The following is a 16230-nucleotide window of genomic DNA, read 5'->3' as shown; positions in this document are numbered from 1 at the left end:
CCGTGTCACATCATCACGTCACATCACCTCAAGGCGCCGCCGTTTGCGCCTTCTCGTCCATGCCCTCGATGCGCGCCGTACCCGACGAATCGTCGTCCGAATGCCGGCGCACCGACCACCAGACCCCCGCCACCAGCAGCAGGATCGCCGCGAGTTCGAGCGGGCGCGGCAGGCGCTCGTCGTAAATGAACGCGTAAAGCAGCGCGAATAGCGTCTCGAATACGATCATCTGGCCGGACAGCGTCAGCGGCAGCCGTTTTGCCGCGGCATTCCACAGGCCGTTGCCGAGCCACGACGCGCCGATCGCGAGCACCAGGTTGAGCAGCCAGAACGTGTGCCAGCGGGCGTCGGCCAGTTCGCCCTGCGGGCCGCCGGCCGGCAGCACCGCGACCACCAGCCACAACGCGCCGCCGAGCGCGCCCGTCACGACGCCCCACAGCACCGACCACTCGTTGCCGCTGAAATGCGTCTGACGCTGCAGGTAGCGGGCGTTTTCAACCGCGAACCAGGTCCAGCAAAGGAGCGCGCCCACCGCGCAGGCGACGCCGAGCAAGCGCGTCGCGATGCTCAGCGGCGCCGCACCGGCCACCGTAAACACGTCGATATTGATGCACACGATGCCCGCCATCACGGTCGCGAGCGGCCATGCGAGGCGCGCGAGCGGCACGGCGCCGTGATCGCGCCGGCCCATCAGCGTGACGGTGACCGGCAGCACGCCGACGATCAGCGAGGCCGGCGCGATCCCGATCAGGTGCACGGCGGCCGTCAGCAGCAGGTAATAGACGATGTTGCCGGCCAGCGCGAGCTTGACGAGCGCGATCAGGTCCTCGCGGCTCAGCCGTTTGGCGAGCGAGCACGCGATCGGCAGGGCCGCGGCGAGCGACACGACGCCGTACATCGAATAGCGGCCGGCGACGAGCAGCAGAGGGGAGAAGTCGGGCAGCACCCGCGGCACCAGAAACACCATGCCCCACAAGGCTCCGGCCATGACACCATATATGACACCGCGCTGCATCGACTGCCCCTGCTGGATAAACTGGAATGGGCGGCAGAATAGCGGGTTCGCGGACGGGGCGTCTTGTTCGATCCTGCATTCGCGTCGCTCGATCGCCGATGGCCGCCGGCCAAGGGTCCAGCGTTTGCCTGCGAACGCGCAAACGAAACCCGATCGAACCCGACGCGAAAAGCGAAGCGAAATCGGCGCGTGCCGGAGCGGTAAAAAATCGTCTGAAATTCGCTAAGCTGCTGTTCGCGCAGTGAAAACCGGGGTGGTATCGCGTATAATTCGCTTTTGCGCCTATAGGATTTGCCATGCGTCTGATCCAAACAGCACTCACGTTCGATGACGTGCTCCTCGTCCCGGCCTTCTCCGATGTTCTGCCGCGCGACACCAGCCTCAAGACCCGGCTGACCCGCAACATCTCCCTGAACATGCCGCTCGTGTCCGCCGCGATGGACACGGTCACCGAAGCACGTCTGGCAATCGCCATGGCGCAAATGGGCGGCGTCGGCATCATCCACAAGAACCTCACGCCGGCCGAGCAGGCGCGTGAAGTGGCCAAGGTCAAGCGTTTCGAGTCGGGCGTCGTGCGCGACCCGATCACCGTGCCGCCGCAAATGAAAGTGCGCGACGTGATCGCGCTGTCGCGCCAGCATGGCATTTCGGGCTTCCCGGTCGTCGAGGGCGCGCAGCTCGTCGGTATCGTGACGAACCGCGACCTGCGCTTCGAAGAGCGTCTGGACGAGCCGGTGCGCAACATCATGACGCCGCGCGAACGCCTCGTCACCGTCAAGGAAGGCACGCCGCTCGCCGAAGCGAAGGCGCTGATGCACAGCCACCGCCTCGAGCGCGTGCTGGTCATCAACGACTCGTTCGAGCTGCGCGGCCTGATGACCGTCAAGGACATCACCAAGCAGACCGAACATCCGGACGCGTGCAAGGACGAGCACGGCAAGCTGCGCGCGGGCGCAGCGGTCGGCGTCGGCGCGGACAACGAAGAGCGCGTCGAACTGCTCGTGCAGGCCGGTGTCGACGTGATCGTCGTCGATACCGCGCATGGCCACAGCAAGGGCGTGCTCGAGCGCGTCAAGTGGGTCAAGCAGAACTTCCCGCACGTCGAGGTGATCGGCGGCAACATCGCGACCGCCGCGGCTGCCAAGGCGCTCGTCGAATACGGCGCGGACGGCGTCAAGGTCGGTATCGGCCCGGGCTCGATCTGCACGACGCGAATCGTCGCCGGCGTCGGCGTGCCGCAGGTCACCGCGATCTCCAACGTGTCCGAAGCGCTGAACGGCACCGGCGTGCCGGTCATCGCCGACGGCGGCGTGCGCTTCTCGGGCGACGTCAGCAAGGCGCTCGCGGCGGGCGCGAGCGCGGTCATGATGGGCAGCATGTTCGCCGGCACCGAAGAGTCGCCGGGCGAAGTGTTCCTGTTCCAGGGCCGCCAGTACAAGTCGTACCGCGGCATGGGCTCGGTCGGCGCGATGAAGGACGGCGCCGCGGACCGCTACTTCCAGGACAACTCAGCGAACATCGACAAGCTGGTGCCGGAAGGCATCGAAGGCCGCGTCGCGTACAAGGGTTCGGTCAACGCGATCCTGTTCCAGCTGATCGGCGGCGTGCGCGCGAGCATGGGCTACTGCGGTTGCCGCACCATCGCCGAAATGAACGAGAAGGCCGAGTTCGTGCAAATCACCGGCGCGGGCCTGCGCGAGTCGCATGTGCATGACGTGCAAATCACCAAGGAAGCGCCCAACTACCACGTGGACTAAACGCCCATGAAGCCACTGCTGCGCGTTGTACTGATCCTCGATGCGTTGGTGCTGCTGGCGTTCGGCCTGCTGTTCGTGCTGACGCCGTGGACCTCGCTGTACGACGCGCTGCAACTGGTGCCAACGGAGCCGATGCTGGTCGGCCAGGAGTTCGGCGTCGCGCTGATCGGGCTCGCATGGCTCGCGCTGCATGCGTCGTTCGACGGGGCGCTGACTTCGACGGTCGCGAAGGTCGTCGGTCATGTGCACTGGCTGATCGGCGTGCTAATGCTGGTCTGGCTGCTGGGGCTGCATACGCCGTCGCTGACTGGCTTCGGGCAGATGGTGGCGGTGCTGGCCGGTGTCGCGCTGGTGGTGATCGGGCTTGGCGGCGTGCGACTGTCGGGTGTGGTGCGGCGGCGCGAGAAGGGGGGCGTGGTCAAGTCGTCGTCGAGCAAGGCCGACAGCCGGGCTGATAAGCGTGCCGTGAAAGAAGCCGAAAAGGATGCCGTACAGAAGCGCGAGCCACGTGCCTCAGCTGGCTTTCCGATCTATCAGGCGGAGCCGGTGCCAGAGCCCGTCGTGCCGGTCACGCGACCCGTCAATCCGGCTGGCGCAGCTCCCGTTGCCACTGCCGCGCCGCTTGGTCCGGCTGCAAGCGAGCCTGGCCTGAGCGAATCCGAACGCGCCGCGCGCGACACCAGCAACGACGTGCCCGGCGCACCGCGCCCGCCGTTTCATGGCTGAAGCGCCGCGCGCCAGGCCGTTTGCCGAAGCTACCGGGTTTCGTTCGCGCGCATCGCAGGCGGCAAGTTCCGCCATTGGTCGCGCCTTTGTGCTTCATCGTAATGTTTGCTGTCCGCGCCGCGCCGAGACCGTCGCCGCGTGGACCGCTTTGAATTCATCGCCGCGCCTCGTGCGCGGCATTCCGTATCCGCTCACTTCTGATTCCGTCCGCTGCCATGCATGACAAGATCCTGATTCTCGACTTCGGTTCGCAAGTCACCCAACTGATTGCACGTCGCGTTCGCGAAGCCAACGTGTATTCGGAAATCCATCCGTACGACGTCGACGCGTCGTTCATCCGCGACTTCGCGCCGAAGGGCGTGATTCTGTCTGGCGGCCCGAGCTCGGTCACCGAGGAAGACACGCCGCGCGTGCCGCAAGCCGTATTCGAACTCGGCGTGCCGGTGCTCGGCATCTGCTACGGCATGCAGGCGATGGCGCAGCAGCTCGGCGGCAAGGTCGACATCGGCCATCTGCGCGAATTCGGCTACGCCGAAGTGCGCGCGCGCAACCATACGAGCCTGCTCGAAGGCATCAGCGACTTCACCACGGCCGAAGGCCACGGCATGCTCAAGGTGTGGATGAGCCATGGCGACAAGGTGCTGGAAATGCCGTCGGGCTTCGCGCTGATGGCATCGACGGAATCGTGCCCGATCGCCGCGATGGCCGACGAACAGCGCCGCTTCTACGGCCTGCAATGGCATCCGGAAGTCACGCACACGGTGCAGGGCCGCGCGATGCTCGAGCGCTTCGTGCTGCAGATCTGCGGCGCGAAGGCCGATTGGGAAATGGGCCACTACATCGACGAAGCCGTCGCGAAGATTCGCGAGCAGGTCGGTAACGAGCACGTCATTCTGGGCTTGTCGGGCGGCGTGGATTCGTCGGTGGCGGCGGCGCTGCTGCATCGCGCGATCGGCGATCAGCTGACCTGCGTGTTCGTCGATCACGGCCTCTTGCGCCTGAACGAAGCCGAGCAGGTGATGGCGCTGTTTGCCGATCACCTCGGCGTGAAGGTGATTCACGTCGACGCGAGCGAAGCATTCCTCGGCAAGCTCGCGGGCGTGACCGATCCGGAAGCGAAGCGCAAGATCATCGGCGCGGAGTTCGTCGAAGTGTTTCAGGCCGAAGCCGGCAAACTGACCGATGCGAAATGGCTGGCGCAAGGCACGATCTATCCGGACGTGATCGAATCGGCGGGCAAGGGCAAGAAGGCCGCGCAAACCATCAAGAGCCACCATAACGTCGGTGGTCTGCCGGAGACGCTGAACCTGAAGCTGCTCGAGCCGCTGCGCGAGCTGTTCAAGGACGAAGTGCGCGAGCTTGGCGTGAAGCTCGGTCTGCCGCACTCGATGGTGTATCGCCATCCGTTCCCGGGCCCGGGTCTGGGCGTGCGGATTCTCGGCGAAGTGAAGCGCGATTTCGCGGACCTGCTGCGCCGCGCGGACGCGATTTTCATCGAGACGCTGCGCAACACGATCGACAAGGAAACCGGCAAGTCGTGGTACGACCTGACGAGCCAGGCATTCGCGGTGTTCCTGCCGGTGAAGAGCGTCGGCGTGATGGGCGACGGGCGCACCTACGAGTACGTCGTCGCGCTGCGCGCGGTGCAAACGCTCGACTTCATGACCGCGCATTGGGCGCATCTGCCGCATGAACTGCTTGGGCATGTGTCGAACCGGATCATCAACGAAGTGCGCGGGATCAACCGGGTTGTCTATGACATCTCGGGCAAGCCGCCTGCGACGATCGAGTGGGAATGATTTAGACTGCTCCCAAGTCGTTTCGGGAGTTCCGGTTTTGCCTGTTTTTCCTTTAAAAACAGCTGGTTACTGTCCGACGTGATCCGCTGTGATCCGGGCAGTGCCCGAAGGAAATGTCGGTACCGTTGACGGTATCGACATTTCCTCCTCGGACGACCTTGTCCGATACCGTCACGACAGCGTGACGGTATCGGCTGACGGTATACGTTCGAGGAGTTCTTATGCTCACCGACCTGCAGTTGCGAGCATTAAAGCCTGCCGAAAAAATCTACAAGGTCGCCGATCAACGGGGGCTATATGCGGCGGTCATGTCGTCAGGCGCGGTGAGCTTCCGGTACGACTACCGGGTAAATGGTCGCCGGGAAACCTTGGTTATCGGCCGATACGATCCTTCACTTTCTGCACGAAAAGCACGCAAGCCAAGCGAGCTCGGATTTGGAATGGCGGTCAGCCTTCCGGAAGCCAGGATATTGCGCGACCATGCTTATGGAGCCATCCAGCACGGACAAAGTCCGTCACGTGCGAAAGTCGAGCGGCGGGTTGAGGCGGCCGAGGCGCTGACGTTTGGGAAATGGGCGGAGAAATACTTTGCGAAGACCGCCCTTGCGGATTCCACAAGGGCGATGCGCAAATCAGTGTACGACCGCAATCTCGCGTCTGAGTTTGGGCGACTGAAGTTGGAAGAGATCACACCCACACGACTGATGGCGCGCTGCGAAAAAATCAAGGAGCGCGGAGCGGCTGCACAAGCGGTTCACGCGAGGGAAATCGTACTGCAGGTTTTTCGGTTCCTTGAGGCCCGGGGAATTAAGGTCGACAATCCTGCGGTCGCAATTCGTCCAAGCGCTATTGCGACGTTTAAGGCGCGTGACAGGGCACTGAGTCCGGAGGAGATACACATCTTCTTCAATGCGCTGGATCAGACTCCTACGACGCCGACGTTGCGGCTCGCCATCAAATTCATGCTGTTGACCCTTGTGCGAAAATCAGAGTTCATCGACGCGACATGGGATGAGGTGGACTTCAAGACGGCTACCTGGACCATTCCCAAGGAGCGCATGAAGGCGAGGTGTCCTCACCACGTCTACCTTAGCGAACAAGCGCTGGACATTCTGGTTGCGTTCAAGACATGTTTTGGCTCGAGCTTGTACCTGCATCCGGGGCGGTATGAAACTGCGTCGCCGATCAGTGCGGCTACGCTGAACCGGGTCATTGACAGTACGGTGAAGCTGATCTGTGCCAGGGGTGAGGAATTTGAGCCGCTCACTGTGCATGATCTGCGCCGCACAGCAAGTACACATCTGCACGAAGCCGGTTTCAACTCCGACTGGATTGAGAAGTGCCTAGCTCATGAGCAACGTGGCGTTCGCGCAATTTACAACAAAGCCGAATATGCAGACCAGAGAAGGGTGATGCTACAGCCTGGGCCGATATGCTGGATCGTTGGATCAAAGATGGGTCGTGCGCGACCTTTACTGCGCTGAGGGCCGAGGGTATGGCTTAGTTTGCCGGATCTCTCAGGGTGATATATAGGATTACTACGCTCATAACTTGAGTTAGCGTGCACGCGGATTGCCTCAGTCCTTACCTCGGTAAGCGCATACGGCGCGTTTCTTGTGTGCTGATTGGCTACGTAGTCAGTCCGTCGCGCGGTATGACCATCGCTTCCTCAGTTTTCCGAAGATTGAATCACTGAGCTAGCGAATAGCCTTATGAAGTTAGGCCGCGGCTTTCGGCCTGGAGGTAGTGCGATCTGAATCTCTGCCACGTTGCTTGTGATAGGAAGGATTATCTTGATAGCGTTGTTGACGAGCGATTTTTAGCAGAAACTCGCAATTCACACATGCCTTTTCATGTAACGGGCAGGAGTGACCGTGCCTGATTGAGAAGTGCATGCGATGCGGCAAACTCGTTACGTCCAGCCATGGTTAGAGCGGCGTCACTGGTGCGCGCGAAGAGCTCGTCGTCGGACGTCTCGACCGCATTCAAACCGGGGCCAGGCTGGTCGAGTTGGCGAAAGAACGCGAGCATTTCGAACGCATCAAGCCGCCCGTCTTGGGGACCAACCTTGGCCAGAATTTCGGCGGCGGCTGCCAGTTGTCGGGAGGTTGCGAGGAATCTGGTGCGCTCCACGACGGTCTCCTTATTAGTCGCGGTTGCCAATTCTTCTGAGAGTCTAGGCTCAGGTATTCAACTGCGCTAGCGAATCAGTGCGGTTGCGCTACAGAGCCTATGTTGGTGAGTCCACAACGCTCAAGATAGGGCCGTCGTCGAGCGTCCGGGCGTTGTATCAGGAGAACCGCTGGTCGTTGCCATGGATGTGCGACGAATTGCGACGGAAAATAAGTGGACCGGGGCGAACGGACGGCAGATGGCTCGCTGACACCGAGCAGCGCTGACATCATGAATTCCTGCGACAAAATGCGCACCGTCAGCATGTCAAATGTATCTGTGCTGTGCCTGTTTCAAACCGTAACCGTCAGCATTCGAATGCGAGACACCATGACGGGCGGCCAACCTTTGCAAGCAGTCGTCGGACAACCCTGTGAGCGCCGCGGTCTCAGTCGTCGAACTCACCCGCCTCGAGTGCTTCAGCGAAATCCGTGAGCCAGGGAGCGAAGTGATCGGTGTCGTAGGTTGCCGTCTTCCCGTTGGCGATCCGTGTTACGGAGACCCGCCGGCTCACCGCCTTCCTGGTGCTCGCCGGATGACGGTCATTGTCCGTGATCCTGAAGTCACGTAGATCGAGTCCCCGGCTGGCCAGCACGGCTTTGACGTCTTCCTGTTCGTCCCATGAAAACTCGGTAAAGTCATGGACTGCCATACGACCTCCCAGCGCAACGAGCGGAAACCATCCTAGCATGTTGGGCGTTATGCATGACAGCGACCGGGAAGCGAGCGCATCGATCTTCAGCTTCTTGAGAATGACCGGGTACTGGCGCAAGGCGCCGTACAGCGCTTCGTGAGTGGCGTCAGTCATGGTAACGCTTCGGCGGAGCGTCAGAAACCTGTAGCGCCATGGTTGCGATGGACGTCCTTAAGCAGGCCGCTGGGGTCATTTGTGGCCTGCGACGCAACGGGAAAACAAAGGCGCTCGTCCGTGTTTCGGACGCTCAGGGAAAAACTAACAGGGCCTGGACACCACGCCGCGCTTCGGCGACTCCCTCGAGATCAAGCCCATAACCCTACTGCAAATGAAGGCCCGGATAATTGGGGCGATCCGGGCCTTCATTTCGGGACACCATGTTCGCCAGTTTCTTATTTGAAGCGGGTTTTCCGGCGTCGTGGCGTGCGCGAGTCATCCGACGGGCGTACGGGCGACGGGGCCGCGACTTCCAGGTTCACCAGCTCGGGCCAGTCTCCGGGATTAAGGTTGACTGACCGATCGACCCTCTTGCCGCATCGTCGATGAGCCCGGGGCGCAGAACCCGGAAGCTTTCGCCCGCGTCCAGCGACGGCTTAGGTGCGAGCGGCAGGAAAACAGTGCGACTGGCGTCTAGGGGCGCGCCGATTACGCGGACACCGGTGGATCGGGTAGGGCGGCGGTATCTTCACCACCTCTGCGGGAGCAACCATGAACAAGCAGCATCTCGTCGATGCGGTCGCCGCGAAGACCGGCACCACCAAGGCGCTGGCCGGCGAAACCCTCGATGCGCTGATCGGCACCATCACCGCGGCGGTCACGCAGGGCGACACCGTGCAGCTGGCCGGCTTCGGGTCGTTTTCGACGGGCGCGCGTGCTACGCGGGTCGGCCGCAATCCGGCGACCGGCGCCGAGATCCAGATCGCTGCGGCGAAGACGGTCAAGTTCACTGCGGGCAAGGCGTTCAAGGAGGCAGTGAACGGTGCGTGAATTGGCGCGTCGCGTCGCCCGGCTCCCGTGCGGCGGTACGCTTGCCGGGGGACGTTGGCGCGCAAGTCCGAGGTATGCGGGCACAGTTGATGTGTGCACTGGACATGTCCCGATAATCAACGATGCTCTGAAAATGAGTTAAGCCGCGTTTTCTTACCAATGTAGTGTTGGCGAGCAGTTCCAAGATTCTGTGTCTCAGCGTCTGTCCAACGCGTCCGCGATCTTGCCCCCTGTTTTCGTGAGCGGCCTACTTGCTGCCGCGAATGCAACCGTGAAAACGATGTTGACGTGCACGAACGGCATGCCGAGTCCGATACCCCTCGCCCACACGAGATCAATCCAATGCGATCCACTCAGGCACGTTGCAGGTGACCTGTTTGACCATCTTCGTCACGACGTAGGTAAAGTAGCGCTCAATGCCGAGATCATCCAAAAGCATTGCGTCGATGAAGCGCTGATAATCATCTACGTTTCGTGTGACCGTGTGCACGATGTAGTCGATGCCACCCCCCGTCGCATAGCACTGCACAACTTCCGGCGCGGAACACATGCGTGTCTCGAAGCGATGCAGGTCGTAAGCGGTATGCCGCGAGAGTGTCACCTCGACGATGATATGGCTGATATCAACTGCGCCAACCCAATCGAACTCTGCCCGGTAGCCGCGGATGATTCCACCTTCTTCGAGCCGACGGACGCGTTCCCAGGCAGGCGAAATAGAGAGATGGATCGCTTCGGCCAATCGCGATTTGGTTATGCGCCCTTCGCGGGCGAGGATCTGCAAGATTGCGATATCGTAGCGGTCAAGCTTCAGCATGTGCGGCCTTTGGTCGACAAAACGGAAATACGCGATGTCATGGCAAGGAGCGGAGGTGGAGACGCTGCATGCCAGGTCAGTAGCCGCGAGTCAAGTCGACATTGGCGGGGATGCGCCCGCTACTCCGATACGCGCGAACATTGTCGGCGAACACGGTGGCGGCTGTTTCGTTGTCCGTCGGCGCTGAAATGTGCGGCAGCACAGTGACCGATGAATGGCGCCACAATCCGGATTCTTGCGGCAACGGTTCGACACTGAAGACGTCCAGCACTGCGTGCGAGATATGTTCACGCTCGAGCATCGTGAGCAGATCATTCTCGACAAGAATTGGCCCGCGCGAGAAGTTGATAAGCGCAGCGCCTCGCTTCATTTGAGTCAGTCGCTCGATATTTAGCAAGCCCTGCGTCTGCGGTGTGAGAGGTAACAGGCACACGACGATGTCGCTCTCGCGCAGTATGAGATCGAGCCCGCTCTCGCCGGAACAGGTCTCGATGCCAGGCAGGCGCTTTGTCGAGCGACTCCAGCCGCGCACCTTAAACCCAGCGTCCGCCAGCCGGACTGCCGCAGCGGTTCCAAGTTCACCCATACCCAGTAGACCGACGCTGACTTGAGATGGTTTGCGGTATGGCAACTGCCTCCAGAGCAATCTCGCTTGCTGGCGGGCGTACGCAGACATGTCCCGTTGAAGGAAGTACGTCCATGCGAGTACGGCTTCGGACATCGTTCGCGACATTTCCGGGTCGATCAATCTCACGACTGGCGGCGCTTTGCTCCCAAGCGCGGGCAGGAGTTGGTCGACGCCTGCCCACATGCTCTGGATCCATGCGAGCTTGGGCAGGGCGGCGACTTTGACAGGATCGGGTCTCGCGACCACCGCGATGTCGACCCGTTGACGCTGCGCGTCCGTGAGCAGATCAATGGGAACGATGTTCTCACCCGGCATGGCCGCGCGGAGCGATGCGAGGTAGCTGTCCTGTACCTCGGACGGCATGCTGCTAATAAACGCAATCGGGCCTGTCATGGTTGATCTCTTTCGCGTGGGCGTTGCGATGCGACGTAAGCTCAGGTGGACGCCTGTTCGTTGGCCATCTCTTCCATATCCTGGAAGCGGTCTGCGATTCGGGGATGGACCCGTCCGCCGTCGGAGGCGCCGATCGCGATCACGATTTCGTCTGGACCGGGCGCATCTGCAATCTGGAAGGTGCTCGTAATGAAGTGGGAGCGCTTACCGGTTTCCGATTTGTGGATCATCGGCACTGAAATCAGGGCGCCTGGTCCGACACGCGTATTGGTGAAGCTCAGAAAGGCGGTGCCTTCGACGGCGTGGCGAAACACGTTGCCGAAGCGCAGTGTATGGATCAACGCGGAGGCGTGCTCGATTTCGCCGTTCACGCCGACCACGGCCGCTTTCCCATACGCCTGTACCCGTTCGGCGGGCATGAGGTCTGTCAGTTGTCGCGTCAGGGTTTCCCCGAGAGAGGGTGCCGACGCGAGAATTTCGGCCCGCAGGTCTTCAACGAAACCCTGTCCTGCCCACGGGTTGCGAATCACTGCCGCCACGATGACCGTCGTGACGGGCTTTCCCGCTGCCTTACCCCCTTCGACGTAGGTTGTCTCGATGAAGGTCGCGATTTTTCGAAGTTCGGCGCTCACTGGAAGTCTCCTGGTGCATTGGGCTTGAGATCGGCTCGGGAACGAGCACGCATCAATGCTATGCATCGTGGCGCGACCTGTCTTCCTCGCTTCGCAGGAAGATTCTTTTTTTCTTTCCTACGGTTTCGTGTAATTTCCTCGGAAACACGGGAGGGGACGATGTCCGATCAGCAGAAACAGGTCATGGCGCTGAGCCGGGTTGCCAGCCAGATCAGTGCGGACGAGAACATCGACGAGCTATTGGCCGGTTTGATTCGGTCGGCCTGCGAGCAGGGCGCATGGCATCTTGGCTCGATCATGTCCGTCGACCTCGCTCACGGCTACGCGCTTGTTCTGACCCGGTATGAGTCGAGCATGCTGCCGCAGCAGACCGAGGATCGCTGGGAGCTGGCGACGAGTCCTTGTCTGATCGCATTGCAGACGCGCGAGCCCGTCTATATTCGCGACGCACTCGAAACGACACAATTCCCGGGTTATCGACGCGAAGCCAAGGTACGCGGTTACCGCACCGTTCTGGTCCTGCCGATGACCAGCAGCGATACGGCAGGTCGGCCAATGGTACTGACGGTTGCGTCGCGCGCCGTACGCGAAGTAGGCGAGGAGGACCTCGCGTTCATGTCGGCGGTTGTGCAACTCGGCGCGATCGCGGTCGAGCGGGCGCATCGTCATCGGGCGCAAACGCAGGCCAATGAGCAGCTTCAGCGCATCATCGAATCGCAACGCACGTTGCTCAGAGAGGTTCTGGCGGGTGAGTCATTGGCGACCTTGACCGTGTCGCTCGGCGACCTGCTTGACGGGCCTGTGCTGGTCGTGGATTTCTTCTCGAACTACCTCCTCGGATCGGGATCGCCTCTTCCCTCCATCTACGACGACGCAGCATGGGCCAAATGGCTGACGGGTGCCGGAGGCCGGGAATTCGTTCCGATCGTGCGTGATGCGATCGAGTTTCAGCGCAAGTCATCCGTGGTGCTGCCGATCGGACAGGGAAGCTCTGTCGAAGCCACGATCCAGCCGCTCACCATCGACGATGAACTGGTGGGAGCCCTGCTGACGTTCGGCGAGGGCAAACCCTCGGACCTGCAGAAGCTGATGCTCGAGAGCGTCAGCTTCGCCCTGAGCGTTCAACTGATGCGCAGCGTGATCCGCTTCCGCATAGAGACGCGCACGCTCACCGAACTGTTCTTCGAAATCGTGGAGCGTCGCTGGCGCAGTGAGGACGACGTATTGGGGCGAGCACGGCATCTTGGTCTCGCCCTCACCGCGCCGCTTCGGATGATCGTGATCGACTTTCCGGGCCCGGCTGGTCAAGGCACCAATCTTACCGTCGAGGGCCATAGAACGGTCACCATGCTCGCAAGGCAGCAGAACATCACGATGCACGTCGTGATGGTTGGTAGTGGACTTGTCTGCCTGCTCCCCGACGAAGAAGATTCCGACGCTACCGCTTTGACGAGGCTCGGGCAGCAAATCTCGGATGCGGTCTTCGGGACCTTTGGATGTGCGCCGATCGTCGTACTTGGCGAACGCTTCGAGGGAATGGAACCTCTGGCGCAGGAATGGGAGCGCTGCTGGCGGATGATCCGGGTTGCCCGCAACTATGGAAAAACCGGCTTCCTGCGGATGCCCGATCTCGGCCCTGTTCCCATCCTGATGGGTGCGGCGGATTCTGCAGACGTTCGGATTTTCGTCGACGGTGCGATCGGCAAGCTGATCGAATACGACAAACGCACCCGGTCGGATTATCTGCAAACACTCTCGGCTTATCTGCGCTCGGGATGTCGCAGTCAACTCTGCGCCAACGAGATGGGCTTGCACGTCACGACGCTGCGTTACCGCCTGTCACGTATCAACGAGCTTTTTCACATCGACGTCGAGTCACCTGAACGACGGTTCGCCGTCGAGCTGGCGATTCACCTTCATCAACTGACGGGAACCCACTGAGTCGATCGTGCCCTATGCGTCCGTGAAAACCCTACCTACAAAACGATACTAATTAATTGCGGTTTTCCTCCGGGACAGAGGAAGAAGCCCGGATTTTCATCACATATCGTTCACCTCAAGACAAACACGTTTTGAGGTGACGGGAATGCAAAAGGACGCCGGAGAACAGGTCAAACCAATCGATCCCGTGGCGTTGCGTCGTGCTTTCGGCACCTTCGTCACAGGGGTGACGGTCATCACGACGCGTGATGCGCAAGGCCGTCCGCGCGGCATGACGGCCAATTCCTTCACGTCTGTCTCTCTCGACCCGCCGTTGCTGCTGGTGTGTATCGGCAAGGGTGCATCGAGCTACCCCGCGTTCCAGCAGAGCGGGCATTTTGCAGTCAACCTTCTGCACGACGGGCAGGTCGATGTCTCGAATCTTTTCGCTTCCAAATCTGCCGACAAGTTCGCATCGGTTGTCCACGACGCCGTGCACACAGGCGCGCCCGTACTCACCGATTGCCTGACGTGGTTCGACTGCACGGTTCATAGCCTCGTCGATGCCGGTGATCACGCCATCCTGGTAGGTCGCATTCAGGCATTCGGCACGAGCCCCGCGGACCCGCTCGGTTTCTGTCGCGGTCGATACGCGCAGGTCAAGGATCCGCTGCCGCCGGGTTGGTTGTCTTCGCACGACATGATCGTCGGATACCTCATCGAGGCCGACGGCAGTCTGTTGCTTGCACGAGATGGCAAGGGAGGCTGGGTATTGCCAAGCGCGACGAGCCGCATCAGGGAGGGGCGGCTTCCTCTCGCCGGCGGCGGAGAACTCGCGCTCGAGCCCTATGACACGTTCCTGTACTCGGTGTTCGACGTTGCCGATAACGATCCCGGATACCTGATCTATCGCGCGAGGATTGCCCGTCCCTATGGAAGTTGCGGACTGCCGGAGCAGTTCTGCTTCTTCCCGATGAACCAGCTTCCCTTCGAGGACATCGCGTCGCAAGAGATCCGCGCGATGTTGCGACGCTACGTCCATGAGACCGAACGCGGGAGATTCGGCATCTACATGGATTCACTCGACGGTGGTCGCGTCGCCATGGTCGGCGACACGCAGCCGTGGCTTCAATCTGCTCATTCTTGATACGTGGAGTCAACCGATGCAAACGACCATCCAACGTCTGCAAGGGTCCCGCCTGGGACTGTTCATTGACGGGGGATTCACCGCGGCGCACAGCGGGGAATTCATCGCCAGCTACGACCCATCGACAGGCAAGCCGTGGTACGAGTTCTCGCAGGCGGATTCGGCCGATGTCGATAAGGCGGTTCGCTCGGCGCAGGCTGCATTCGTCAATCCGGCCTGGCGGCGCATGACGCAAACGGAGCGCGGCAAACTGGTGCGGCGCCTCGGAGAACTGGTGCTCTCCCACGCGGACGAGCTTGCGATGATCGAGTGCCGCGACAACGGCAAGCTCCTCAAGGAGATGCGGGCGCAAATGCGCGCGATGCCCGACTCGTATTTCTATTTCGCCGGCATGGCCGACAAGCTGCAGGGCGAGACGATCCCTGTCAACAAGCTCGATACGCTCAACTACAACGTCCGCGAGCCGATCGGCGTCGTCGGCATGATCACGCCTTGGAACTCGCCGCTGATGTTGCTCACGGGCACGCTCGCGCCCTGCCTTGCCATCGGCAACACGGTCGTCGTCAAGCCGTCCGAGCACACGACGGCGTCGACCCTCGCACTGGCCGAACTGGCGATCGAGGCAGGTATTCCACCGGGCGTATTCAACGTCGTCACGGGCGACGGGCAGACCACGGGTGATGCGTTGACCCGTCATCCGGGCATTGCGAAATATGTCTTTACGGGCAGCACCGCCACGGGGCGGAGGATCGCCGGGAATGCCGCGCAAAACCTCGTGCCGTGTCAGATGGAGCTGGGAGGCAAATCTCCACACGTAGTATTCGGTGACGTCGACATCGAGCGTGCTGTGAACGGTGTCGTCTCCGGTGTATTCGCTGCAGCGGGACAGACGTGTGTAGCGGGTTCGCGTTGCTTCGTCGAAGCACAGGCGTACGACGATTTCGTCGAAGCGCTGGTGGAACGCACGCGTCGGATCACGATCGGCCACCCGGTCAGCGAAGGAACCGATATCGGACCGCTCGCGCTGTCGTCACAACTCGACAAGGTTCAAAAGTACGTGGGCTCGGGTGTACACGAAGGCGCAAAAGTCGCCGTGGGCGGACAACGCCCCAATGATGACGCGCTGACCGGCGGCTGGTACTTCGAACCCACGGTCATGACGCACGCACGAAACGACATGCGCTTCATGCAGGAAGAGATCTTCGGCCCCGTAGTCGGCGTGATGCCGTTCTCGAGCGAAGAAGAACTGATTGCGCTCGCCAACGCGACCGAATATGGATTGGCTGCCGGCATCTGGACTCAGGACATCAGCCGCGCCATGAGATTTGCGCGTGACGTCGATGCAGGCACCGTCTGGATCAACACGTATCGGTCGGCCGCCTACATGTCCGCAAACGGCGGCATGAAGCATAGCGGCTATGGAAGGCGCGGGGGATTCGAAGTGATGCGCGAATTCTCGCGTCTCAAGAATATCGTCATCGATTACTCCGGCGCGATGCAGGACCCCTTCGTCATTCGCCTGCGCTAAGCGTGACGCGTTCAACAC

General features: G+C 61.3%; 13 protein-coding genes and 1 pseudogene. 8 read left to right on the top strand and 6 right to left on the bottom strand.

Features of this window, described 5'->3' with window-relative positions:
* Window positions 1–28: 28 nt before the first annotated feature.
* Window positions 29–1015, bottom strand: a complete 987-nt coding sequence (locus tag AB3X95_RS35230; RefSeq protein WP_176368961.1) for a DMT family transporter — start codon at window positions 1013–1015, stop codon at window positions 29–31.
* Between the two features lie 296 nt (window positions 1016–1311).
* Between AB3X95_RS35230 and guaB the strand changes: the two genes are divergently transcribed.
* The 4 genes and pseudogenes from guaB to AB3X95_RS35210 all read left to right on the top strand — a co-directional run bounded on the left by guaB (window position 1312) and on the right by AB3X95_RS35210 (window position 6801).
* Entirely contained in the window at window positions 1312–2772 is a 1461-nt protein-coding gene (guaB, locus tag AB3X95_RS35225) for an IMP dehydrogenase (RefSeq protein WP_176108305.1), read from the top strand.
* 6 nt (window positions 2773–2778) lie between these two features.
* Window positions 2779–3498, top strand: coding sequence for a hypothetical protein (locus AB3X95_RS35220; RefSeq protein WP_368623681.1), 720 nt, complete (start codon window positions 2779–2781; stop codon window positions 3496–3498).
* 215 nt (window positions 3499–3713) lie between these two features.
* Window positions 3714–5297: a glutamine-hydrolyzing GMP synthase gene (gene guaA, locus AB3X95_RS35215; RefSeq protein WP_176124986.1), complete on the top strand. Its 1584-nt coding sequence runs from the start codon at window positions 3714–3716 to the stop codon at window positions 5295–5297.
* Window positions 5298–5518: 221 nt separating this feature from the next.
* Window positions 5519–6801: pseudogene (locus AB3X95_RS35210) on the top strand (tyrosine-type recombinase/integrase).
* Window positions 6802–7148: 347 nt separating this feature from the next.
* Here the strand turns inward: AB3X95_RS35210 and AB3X95_RS35205 are convergent.
* Both AB3X95_RS35205 and AB3X95_RS35200 read right to left on the bottom strand, forming a co-directional pair.
* Window positions 7149–7430 carry a hypothetical protein gene (locus AB3X95_RS35205; RefSeq protein ID WP_311733536.1) on the bottom strand — a complete coding sequence of 94 codons (282 nt, stop codon included), beginning with the start codon at window positions 7428–7430 and terminating at the stop codon, window positions 7149–7151.
* 427 nt (window positions 7431–7857) lie between these two features.
* Window positions 7858–8277, bottom strand: a complete 420-nt coding sequence (locus AB3X95_RS35200; RefSeq protein WP_368623680.1) for a hypothetical protein — start codon at window positions 8275–8277, stop codon at window positions 7858–7860.
* 594 nt (window positions 8278–8871) lie between these two features.
* Between AB3X95_RS35200 and AB3X95_RS35195 the strand changes: the two genes are divergently transcribed.
* Complete coding sequence (locus AB3X95_RS35195; protein WP_176124987.1) at window positions 8872–9150, top strand: HU family DNA-binding protein; 279 nt, start codon at window positions 8872–8874, stop codon at window positions 9148–9150.
* A 334-nt stretch (window positions 9151–9484) separates the two neighbouring features.
* Here the strand turns inward: AB3X95_RS35195 and AB3X95_RS35190 are convergent, their stop codons facing one another.
* The 3 genes from AB3X95_RS35190 to AB3X95_RS35180 all read right to left on the bottom strand — a co-directional run bounded on the left by AB3X95_RS35190 (window position 9485) and on the right by AB3X95_RS35180 (window position 11617).
* Window positions 9485–9964, bottom strand: a complete 480-nt coding sequence (locus tag AB3X95_RS35190) for an Lrp/AsnC family transcriptional regulator (RefSeq protein ID WP_176124988.1) — start codon at window positions 9962–9964, stop codon at window positions 9485–9487.
* Window positions 9965–10040: 76 nt separating this feature from the next.
* On the bottom strand, window positions 10041–10985 hold the full coding sequence (locus AB3X95_RS35185) for a 2-hydroxyacid dehydrogenase (protein WP_368623679.1): 945 nt from the start codon (window positions 10983–10985) through the stop codon (window positions 10041–10043).
* Window positions 10986–11026: 41 nt separating this feature from the next.
* Window positions 11027–11617, bottom strand: a complete 591-nt coding sequence (locus AB3X95_RS35180) for an amino acid synthesis family protein (protein WP_176106354.1) — start codon at window positions 11615–11617, stop codon at window positions 11027–11029.
* 159 nt (window positions 11618–11776) lie between these two features.
* Here AB3X95_RS35180 and AB3X95_RS35175 point away from each other — a divergent pair, with 159 nt between their 5' ends.
* The 3 genes from AB3X95_RS35175 to AB3X95_RS35165 all read left to right on the top strand — a co-directional run bounded on the left by AB3X95_RS35175 (window position 11777) and on the right by AB3X95_RS35165 (window position 16212).
* The gene (locus AB3X95_RS35175) at window positions 11777–13558 is read left to right on the top strand and encodes a helix-turn-helix domain-containing protein (protein WP_176124991.1); all 1782 of its coding nucleotides are present in this window, start codon (window positions 11777–11779) and stop codon (window positions 13556–13558) included.
* Between the two features lie 145 nt (window positions 13559–13703).
* On the top strand, window positions 13704–14684 hold the full coding sequence (locus AB3X95_RS35170) for a flavin reductase (protein ID WP_368623678.1): 981 nt from the start codon (window positions 13704–13706) through the stop codon (window positions 14682–14684).
* Between the two features lie 16 nt (window positions 14685–14700).
* On the top strand, window positions 14701–16212 hold the full coding sequence (locus AB3X95_RS35165; RefSeq protein ID WP_368623677.1) for an aldehyde dehydrogenase: 1512 nt from the start codon (window positions 14701–14703) through the stop codon (window positions 16210–16212).
* The last annotated feature ends 18 nt before the right edge of the window (window positions 16213–16230 follow it).

This window comes from Paraburkholderia sp. BR13444 (genome assembly GCF_040948755.1).
GTDB lineage: Bacteria > Pseudomonadota > Gammaproteobacteria > Burkholderiales > Burkholderiaceae > Paraburkholderia > Paraburkholderia youngii.
Note: the sequence above shows the minus strand (reverse complement) of the source record. Positions and strands in the feature narration are given on the sequence as shown.

What these genes read in the sequence shown, in the direction of transcription:
- AB3X95_RS35165 (WP_368623677.1), top strand. Translation starts at nt 14,701, where the DNA reads ATGCAAACGACCATCCAACGTCTGCAAGGGTCCCGCCTGGGACTGTTC.
- guaA (WP_176124986.1), top strand. Translation starts at nt 3,714, where the DNA reads ATGCATGACAAGATCCTGATTCTCGACTTCGGTTCGCAAGTCACCCAA.
- guaB (WP_176108305.1), top strand. Translation starts at nt 1,312, where the DNA reads ATGCGTCTGATCCAAACAGCACTCACGTTCGATGACGTGCTCCTCGTC.
- AB3X95_RS35230 (WP_176368961.1), bottom strand. Translation starts at nt 1,015, where the DNA reads ATGCAGCGCGGTGTCATATATGGTGTCATGGCCGGAGCCTTGTGGGGC.
- AB3X95_RS35190 (WP_176124988.1), bottom strand. Translation starts at nt 9,964, where the DNA reads ATGCTGAAGCTTGACCGCTACGATATCGCAATCTTGCAGATCCTCGCC.
- AB3X95_RS35170 (WP_368623678.1), top strand. Translation starts at nt 13,704, where the DNA reads ATGCAAAAGGACGCCGGAGAACAGGTCAAACCAATCGATCCCGTGGCG.
- AB3X95_RS35185 (WP_368623679.1), bottom strand. Translation starts at nt 10,985, where the DNA reads ATGACAGGCCCGATTGCGTTTATTAGCAGCATGCCGTCCGAGGTACAG.
- AB3X95_RS35200 (WP_368623680.1), bottom strand. Translation starts at nt 8,277, where the DNA reads ATGACTGACGCCACTCACGAAGCGCTGTACGGCGCCTTGCGCCAGTAC.
- AB3X95_RS35220 (WP_368623681.1), top strand. Translation starts at nt 2,779, where the DNA reads ATGAAGCCACTGCTGCGCGTTGTACTGATCCTCGATGCGTTGGTGCTG.
- AB3X95_RS35175 (WP_176124991.1), top strand. Translation starts at nt 11,777, where the DNA reads ATGTCCGATCAGCAGAAACAGGTCATGGCGCTGAGCCGGGTTGCCAGC.
- AB3X95_RS35195 (WP_176124987.1), top strand. Translation starts at nt 8,872, where the DNA reads ATGAACAAGCAGCATCTCGTCGATGCGGTCGCCGCGAAGACCGGCACC.